Raw genomic sequence first — 7084 nt, 5'->3', positions numbered from 1 at the left:
TTCAAGTCGAAGATGTTATCCCGTCTCTCTGATGAAAAACAACAATCAGTATAATGAGGAGGACTTTTCATGTCTGAACATCCTATTGAAGGTCTAATGACCACTGCAATGGAAAACTTAAAAGAGATGATCGATGTCAATACAATCATTGGTGATCCCGTCGAGACACCGGACGGGAGTGTCATCCTTACCGTGTCAAAGGTAGGCTTTGGATTTGCTGCAGGAGGCAGTGAATTCAGCATCGAAGGCAAAAGCAAGAACAGTGAATCAGAGGGAGGGAAAGGCGGCAATGAAGGTGGAGGTTCCTCAAAAAAACAGCCTTTTGGCGGAGGTAGCGGTGGAGGGGTCTCCATCACTCCGATTGCGTTCCTGATCGTCAGCTCAAGAGGAATTAAGATGCTTCATCTGGATGAGAGCACTCATCTAATAGACCGTCTGCTGGATCTGGCACCAGGTGCGATTGAAAAAATCCAGGGCATGATGAAAAAGAATGACCAGGGCCAGGGTAATAATCAAGGAAATGCGCCGAAACAGAATATGGATTTCTAGGAAATCAACAAAGGAGCTGACTCCAATTGTCAGCCCCTTTTTTTAGTTAGCAATGTGAATACTCCGTTCCAGTGGTTGATTGTTGATTGGAGTGCAAAGCGAAGACTTCTCAAGGGAAAAGGGAGATTGTTGTGGACCCACAGATGCAAAGTCAATTCTTGCACGGGAAATGAAGAGTGGTATAAAAAGCAGCTTCCACTAGTTCGACCCTTATCATTTGCGTTGGCCCGCCGATTTTCTGTACTATAAAGGTGTACATATTATTCATAGAGGAGGAACAAATGATGGCAAACATTACATTTAAGAATAATCCTGTAACTCTGCTTGGAAGTGAAGTGAAGGTTGGGGATAAAGCCCCTGATTTCACAGTTCTGGCAAATGATTTATCAGAAGTCACTCTGAATGATTCAAAGGGTAAGGTTCGTTTGATAAGTGTCGTTCCTTCAATTGATACCGGCGTTTGTGATGCACAAACAAGAAAATTTAATGAAGAAGCAACTAAGTTTGATAATGTGGAGGTACTCACCATTTCCGTCGATTTACCATTTGCCCAGAAGCGCTGGTGCGGAGCGAATGGAATCGAGAATGTCCAGACACTTTCAGATCACCGCGATCTTTCATTCGGTGAAGCATATGGTGTGCATATCCAGGAACTTCGCTTGCTTGCACGTGCAGTATTCGTAGTAAACAGCAATGACGAGGTCACATACGTGGAATATGTGAGCGAAGCAACCGACCACCCTGATTACGAAGCTGCTGTCGATGCAGCGAAAAACGCAGAATAAAACAAACTTACACTAGAACAAGAGACATGCTGACCTGCTACTGCTGTATGGTCAGCATTGTTTTTTTACAAATTGCTCGTCGACGGGTAAAATAAAGGACACAAAACGTTGGTAAAGGAATGAATGCACATGATGAATTCGCCAGTCGAAACGCTATTCGGCATCATCGATGAAACCTCACAGCTGCTTCGTGAAGAGTTGGCATGCAGCTATCTCGAAGCGGTTGCTGAAACAGGGGAAAACCTCTTTCAAGATGAAGTACTACAAGATGAATTGAGCGAACTGACAAAAAAACGCCTACATAAAAAATACGAAGAAATAAAGATCGGCAGCATTGAAAATGAAGATCTGCGTAAAGCCTTCCAATTTGCCATTTTAAAGGGCATGAAAGAGAACGTGCAGCCGAACCACCAGATGACTCCCGATTCCCTCGGATTATTTATCAGCTTCCTCGTCAATAAGTTCACGGCAGGAAGTAAGAATCTGACAGTCATGGATCCTGCCATCGGGACTGGAAACCTGCTGACAACCGTGCTGAACCAGATGCCCAATATTGAGACTCAATCAATCGGGGTGGAGATTGATGATGTATTGATCAAACTTGCATATGTCGGTGCGAACCTGCAAAAGCATCAGCTGCAGCTTTTTAATCAGGACGCATTGGATCCACTTTTTATCGATCCGGTCGATATTGTCCTCAGTGACTTGCCGGTGGGATATTATCCGAATGACCTGAGAGCTCAGGACTATGAACTAAAGGCCGAAGAAGGGCATTCCTATGCTCATCATTTATTCATTGAACAAAGCTTGAAGCATACGAAAGAAGGAGGTTTTCTCTTCTTCATCGTTCCCAATGCCCTGTTCGAGTCACCACTCAGCAGCCAGCTGCATTTATTTTTAAAAGAAAAAGTGAATATCCAAGGATTCTTGCAGCTGCCGCTGTCTCTATTTAAAAATAAGAGCTCTGCGAAAAGTATTTTGATCCTGCAAAAGAAAAAAGAAGGGCTGAAAGCACCTAAAGAAGTCCTGCTTTCAAAGCTTCCAAGTCTCTCAAATCAACGTGCGCTCGAAGATATCCTGGCAAAAATCGATCAATGGCTGCTTGAAAATAAATAATAACATCACCACAAAAGACTGCTTTCACAATGGGAGCAGTCTTTTTACTTGTACAGGCCTGCGGGCGAGTGGGGTTAAGATATCACTCGGAAAAAGCAGATTGATTTTTAGCGAAAAGCATTTGGCTCCTGCCGGGATTTAGAAAAAAGAGAAAGCTGAGGAGGACAGCCGCCTGAAAGGAAGGTCGAGGGTACACGAGGAACATGACTTTTTTCCAGGCGTTAGGCACGTCAAGGATTATTCTAAACCTGTTTACTTACATAGATAATGCGGTAATAAGAGAATGAGATTCCTTTTCGAATTTTGGGAAAACATTTAATTTACCATGAAAACGGTGTCATTTCAAGCTTTTTCTTGAAATAGATAGTGTACAGTGATTAAATGGGAAATTGAGAGATAAAATGTGATTCAATGAACACAATATAGATAGTAAAGATCCTATATCCTGAAGGAGCGATACAACGTGGCAAACAAAATTATTGCAATCAACGCTGGAAGTTCATCTTTGAAATTTCAGTTATTTGATATGCCGGAAGAAACAGTTATTACAAAAGGACTTATTGAACGTATTGGGCTGGACAATGCGATCTTCAATATATCAGTGAACGGTGAGAAAAAAGAGGAAATAACGGATATTCCAGATCATGAAGTAGCGGTTAAAATGCTTCTTGAAAAACTGACTGGATTCGGAATCATCAACTCCCTTGATGAAATTCAGGGAATCGGCCATCGTGTGGTTCACGGGGGGGAAGTTTTTAATGAATCTGTCCTGATTACAGATGAAGTGATCGACAAGATTGAAGAGCTTTCTGACCTGGCCCCGCTTCATAATCCTGCAAACCTGACAGGTATCAAAGCATTCAAAAACGTGCTTCCAAATGTACCTGCGGTAGCGGTATTCGATACAGCTTTCCACCAGTCGATGCCTGAAAGTTCATTCTTGTACAGCCTTCCGTATGAGTACTATAAAGATTTCGGTATCCGTAAGTATGGATTCCATGGAACATCACATAAATATGTGTCTGAAAGAGCCGCTGAAATGCTTGGACGTCCAAAAGAGCAAGTGCGCTTGATCTCTTGTCATTTAGGTAATGGTGCAAGTATCGCTGCCATCGAAGGCGGGAAATCAATCGATACATCGATGGGATTCACACCTCTTGCGGGTGTAGCGATGGGAACACGTTCAGGAAACATTGACCCAGCATTAATACCATTTATTATGGAGAAAACGGGATCGACTGCTGAAGAAGTTCTTAATATCCTCAATAAAAAATCTGGTATGCTTGGTGTATCCGGTTTCTCAAGTGACCTTCGTGATATCGAGCAGCAAGCTTCAGAAGGCAACGAACGTGCAGAGCTTGCACTTGAAGTATTCGCGAACCGTATCCACAAATACATCGGCTCATACGCTTCCCGAATGTACGGAGTGGATGCAATCATCTTCACTGCTGGTATCGGTGAAAACAGTACGCTGGTACGTGAAAAAGTATTGCAGGGACTTGAATTCATGGGCGTTTACTGGGATCCTGCACGCAACAACGTGCGCGGCGAAGAAGCATTCATCAACTATCCGCATTCACCGGTAAAAGTCATGATTATCCCGACAAACGAAGAAGTCATGATCGCACGCGATGTAATGGAAAAAGGAAACATGTAAAGTTTTTCCTATACACGATAAGAACTTTCACTTCAAACATAGAAACAGGGTTGCCGTATTGGTGATCCTGTTTTTTTGGCTTTTTTTTGAAAACGCTCTCGCCTTGAAAGCGAAAAGCGATTGAAACACTGAATGGAAGGAAATTAACTCTGGAGGTGTTTGAGAAACAGTCGGGAATATCCGACTTCTTCAGCCCGGTAGCAGACGTTGACACAATCTATACGAACATAAATCCTTTTTGGACATGTGAAGGGTTTAGGGGTTGAAGAAAAAACAATATCAGAAAATTCAATTCTATTTATGAAGAACGAAATGTACTCAGATTTTTATGATATACTAAAATTAATTTAACAACTGTAAGGAGTGGGTAGTCATGAGCTGGTCCGATCGGGATAAACAAGTTTGGCAGTCAATCAAGTCATGGAAAGAAGACTTGTATGAATATGAAGCGAATGATTTGGAACATACATATGTTAAATGGTTGGATTATGCTTTTGAATCGATACCTCAAGATGTACAGGAACAATTCTTTCAGCGTCTGGATGGCTGGCTGTTCCATATGCATTCACTTATTCAGGGGTCGCAGATGCAGAATGATGCACGTGAGCGGATCCTGGTGACAGCCCGCGCGTTTAATCAGGATATCCAGTCAATCGAAGATCTTCATTATCTTACAATTGACCAACTTCACTATATCGCAGAACAGCATGCGGGACGCCATCGTATTTATTCCTTGTTTCAAGGCGGGATCACAGGTACAGGCGGCATGGTGGCACTGGGATCAGATCTGCCGGCGATGGCGGTGATCAATCTTCGATCAGTTCAGTTGATTGCGATTACATATGGATTCGACGTGCAGACCCCTTTTGAAATGATGACTTCTTTAAAAGTATTTCATGCTTCGACCCTCCCTTCAAGACTCCGTGCGCTTGCATGGGAAGATCTGATGGAAGATTTAAATAAGAAGGATTCGAATTACTTTTTTGACGGTTCCGAACATCTGACCGATTATACATGGCTGGAAGGAACGATGAAGCACGCACTCAAAGGCCTTGCGATCACGATGTTCAAAGGAAAGAAATGGTCGGGGCTCCCGCTTGTGAGCATCGCGATAGGAGCAGGCGCGAATTATCAGCTTTCCCGAAAAATCACCGACTTTGCAGAGAAGTATTATCAATACCGTTATTTACGATTGAAGAAGAATGAATAATTGAATCATTCACATATGAAGTGTTGGAGCGTTTTGACAGCTCCAACGCTTCATTTTTTTTGAGGTTATTAAATGATGTATCCGTTTAAAGCTTATTGAATTTCCGGGGTCGTACGGTACCATAGCCACAGGTCATTTATCCGGGAAGCTCTCTCGGATATTTCGCCATTCAATCTGCAGGATTCATCGAAGTTCTCCTCTTGTCCAAGTAAGGTCTGTAATTCTTCAATGCCGTCCTCTATTTCTGATATGCGGTCAGGAATCGTCCCCCTGATCTTTTCCCACTCCAGAAGGATAGCTTCCTGAATTCGTAAAGAGTATGCCTGCCAATCTTCTAATAAGTGAGGAATATGTATATGTAAACGCGAGTCGTATTTAAAATATTCGTTGATCGTGTTCATTTTAAGGCAGGTTCTCCTTTATTGGGTAAGTTTTGCACAATTAAATCCTACACCAAAATGACTCGCCAATCCATTCATGACAACATTTCCAAAGGCAGCAGATAAAATATTTATACAAATTAAAGAATAAGTATTGATAAATAGTAAGTAAATTGTTAATATAAATTCATCTTAAAGAATATTTATTCATGAATATGATGAAAAATTCACATTCTCGTACTATACAAAAACAACTGGAGGGAATACGTTTGAATAAAAAAGTGGTTTTAGCTTACTCAGGTGGATTAGATACATCAGTTGCAGTGCAATGGTTAATGGAAAAAGGATATGAAGTCATTGCCTGCTGCCTGGATGTCGGTGAAGGAAAGGATTTGGACTTTGTTAAAGAAAAAGCGTTAAAGGTCGGTGCATCAAAAAGCTATGTCATCGATGCAAAAGAAGAATTTGCAAAAGATTATGCACTGCTTGCTTTACAAAGCCATGCATTATATGAAGGGAAATACCCACTTGTTTCTGCACTTTCAAGACCTTTGATCGCAAGCAAGTTAGTAGAAGTGGCAGAAAAAGAAGGGGCAGCAGCAGTCGCACATGGATGTACCGGAAAAGGGAATGACCAGGTGCGTTTTGAGGTTTCGATTTCAGCTTTGAACCCGGATCTTGAAGTGATTGCTCCCGTACGTGAATGGAAATGGTCTCGTGAAGAAGAAATCGAGTATGCGAAAGATAAAGGCATCCCGATCCCAATCAATCTTGATTCCCCTTATTCAATCGATCAAAATTTATGGGGCAGAAGCAATGAGTGCGGTGTCCTTGAGAACCCATGGACTGCACCTCCGGAAGACGCGTATGATTTAACCAGTTCAATTGAAAATGCACCGGATGTCGCGGATATTGTGGAGATTACATTCAAACAAGGTGTTCCTGTTGAATTGAATGGCCATGCGTATCCATTAGATCAAATCATTGCTGAATTGAACCTGGTTGCAGGAAAACACGGGGTAGGGCGCATCGACCATGTAGAGAACCGCTTGATCGGAATTAAATCCCGTGAAGTATATGAATGTCCCGGAGCCGTCACATTATTGAAGGCTCATAAGGAACTCGAAGATCTGACTCTTGTGAAAGAACTTGCTCACTTTAAGCCTGTCATTGAAAAGAAAATGACGGAGTTAATCTATGAAGGACTATGGTTCTCTCCATTGAATAAAGCATTAAAAGCATTTCTGGATCAAACTCAGGTATATGTAAATGGAGTGGCTCGTGTGAAATTGTTTAAGGGCCATGCTATTGTGGAAGGCAGAAAATCTTCTAATTCTTTATATGATGAAAATCTGGCTACTTATACGAAAGCGGATGAATTTGATCA

The 7084-nt window shown here is 42.0% G+C and carries 7 protein-coding genes; 6 read left to right on the top strand and 1 reads right to left on the bottom strand.

Annotation, left to right across the window (positions count from 1 at the left end; genetic code table 11):
* Positions 1-69 precede the first annotated feature (69 nt).
* The 5 genes from ytfJ (at position 70) to HP456_RS17455 (ending at position 5317) form a co-directional block, all read left to right on the top strand.
* Entirely contained in the window at positions 70-549 is a 480-nt protein-coding gene (gene ytfJ, locus HP456_RS17475; RefSeq protein WP_172253471.1) for a GerW family sporulation protein, read from the top strand.
* 284 nt (positions 550-833) lie between these two features.
* Positions 834-1334 (top strand): thiol peroxidase, encoded by a 501-nt coding sequence (gene tpx / locus HP456_RS17470; protein WP_172253479.1) that lies wholly within the window; start codon positions 834-836, stop codon positions 1332-1334.
* Between the two features lie 132 nt (positions 1335-1466).
* Positions 1467-2450 (top strand): class I SAM-dependent methyltransferase, encoded by a 984-nt coding sequence (locus HP456_RS17465; RefSeq protein ID WP_172253477.1) that lies wholly within the window; start codon positions 1467-1469, stop codon positions 2448-2450.
* Positions 2451-2913: 463 nt separating this feature from the next.
* On the top strand, positions 2914-4107 hold the full coding sequence (locus HP456_RS17460) for an acetate kinase (protein ID WP_172253469.1): 1194 nt from the start codon (positions 2914-2916) through the stop codon (positions 4105-4107).
* Between the two features lie 373 nt (positions 4108-4480).
* On the top strand, positions 4481-5317 hold the full coding sequence (locus tag HP456_RS17455) for an EcsC family protein (RefSeq protein ID WP_172253467.1): 837 nt from the start codon (positions 4481-4483) through the stop codon (positions 5315-5317).
* Between the two features lie 92 nt (positions 5318-5409).
* Here HP456_RS17455 and HP456_RS17450 read toward each other — a convergent pair whose 3' ends face one another.
* Positions 5410-5718: a hypothetical protein gene (locus HP456_RS17450; protein WP_216663329.1), complete on the bottom strand. Its 309-nt coding sequence runs from the start codon at positions 5716-5718 to the stop codon at positions 5410-5412.
* Positions 5719-5960: 242 nt separating this feature from the next.
* Between HP456_RS17450 and HP456_RS17445 the strand changes: the two genes are divergently transcribed.
* A partial coding sequence (locus HP456_RS17445; RefSeq protein ID WP_172253473.1) for an argininosuccinate synthase occupies positions 5961-7084 on the top strand: 1124 nt, incomplete at its 3' end.

Source organism: Bacillus haikouensis (assembly GCF_013179555.1).
Classification (GTDB): domain Bacteria; phylum Bacillota; class Bacilli; order Bacillales; family Bacillaceae_B; genus Rossellomorea; species Rossellomorea haikouensis_A.
This window is presented reverse-complemented; position numbering and strand designations above follow the sequence as displayed.